Genomic DNA, 1,337 nt, shown 5'->3' on the forward strand with positions numbered 1-1,337 from the left:
TGATCTTGACCCTCCATCTCCGAACAGCTTTAGTATCTTAAGTTAACGATGTCCGCTGCCGCCGGTATTCCCTCGGGGAGTGATATCCCAGCGCGCTGTGCGGGTGGTTTTCATTGTAATGCGTGAACGCTACTGCAAGGTTTCGCAGTGCTGTTCTCACATCCGGTTTTGGCATGAACGCGATATAGTCTTCTTTCATCGTTTTCACGAACCGTTCGGCCATGCCATTACTCTGCGGGCTGCTCACCGCTGTTGTGCAGGGCTCCAGATTCAGCTCTCTCGCGAACCTCCGCGTTTCATACGCGGTATACGCTGAACCGTTGTCCGTCAGCCACTGCACCGCTGTATCGGGCAACCTGTCGCCGAAGCGCTTTTCCACCGACCTCAGCATCACATCCTGCACGGTTGAACTGTCATAGCCTCCCGTGCTTGCTGCCCAGTCTATGGCCTCACGGTCGCAGCAGTCCAGCGCGAACGTTACCCGCAGTTTTTCGCCGTTGTCGCAGCCGAACTCGAAGCCATCTGAACACCAGCGCATATCGCTTTCTGCCACCGCTATCTTGCCCTTATGTTCACGCTTCGGTCGCTCTGGTTTGTCATGCAACAACAACAGGTTATGCTCGCTCATTATCCTGTAAAGCCGTTTGGCGTTCACAGGTGGCTGTCCCTCTGTGCGACGTTGCTTGCGCAGGATGCCCCACACGCGTCGATAACCATAACTCGGCATATCGCTGATGATGTCGAGGATAGCCGACAGTATTTCTTCGTCTGCTTCGTCATTACGCCGGTTACAGCGCTTGTCCTGCCAGTCGGCAGAACGGTTAATCCGCAGTGACAGCTGCGCACGCGACACGCCCATGGTGCGGCTGACCAGGGCTATTCCCCGTCCTTTGGCAACAAGGGCGCGTGCGCTATCCATTTTCGCGACTGGCCGTACTCCACGGCTTCTTTCAGGATCTCAACTTCCATCGTCTTCTTGCCCAGAAGGCGCTGAAGTTCCCGGACCTGCTTCAGAGCAGCAGTAAGCTCAGAAGCAGGAACGACTTCCTCTCCGGCCGCAACGGCGGTGAGGCTGCCTTCCTGATATTGCTTCTTCCACTTAAACAGCAGGCTGGGCTGGATACCATGCAGGCGGGCGACATGGGAGACATTCATGCCCGGCTCCATCGTCTGCTGGATAATGGCGATCTTCTCCTGAGGAGTTTTACGTTTACGGGCTTCTTGCCCTAACAGGATCCCGGTCATCTCAAAATTGGCGTTAGTGTTAGACATATATTCAAGCCTATCTCTTATCTGGAGATACAGCTACTGTCCGGTGTTTCAGGGGGCTACATCAG

Annotated in this window: 1 protein-coding gene; it reads right to left on the reverse strand. The window is 55.0% G+C overall.

Annotated elements, in window-relative coordinates; genetic code table 11:
- Window positions 1–37: 37 nt before the first annotated feature.
- Window positions 38–1,245 (reverse strand): IS3 family transposase gene (locus tag C5687_RS24200; protein WP_087776852.1). Its coding sequence is split into 2 segments (ribosomal slippage): window positions 38–924 and window positions 924–1,245, totalling 1,209 coding nucleotides; the frame shifts between segments, so codons are not numbered across the junction.
- Between the last annotated feature and the right edge of the window lie 92 nt (window positions 1,246–1,337).

The sequence above is a fragment of the Enterobacter sichuanensis genome, from assembly GCF_002939185.1.
Classification (GTDB): Bacteria; Pseudomonadota; Gammaproteobacteria; order Enterobacterales; family Enterobacteriaceae; genus Enterobacter; species Enterobacter sichuanensis.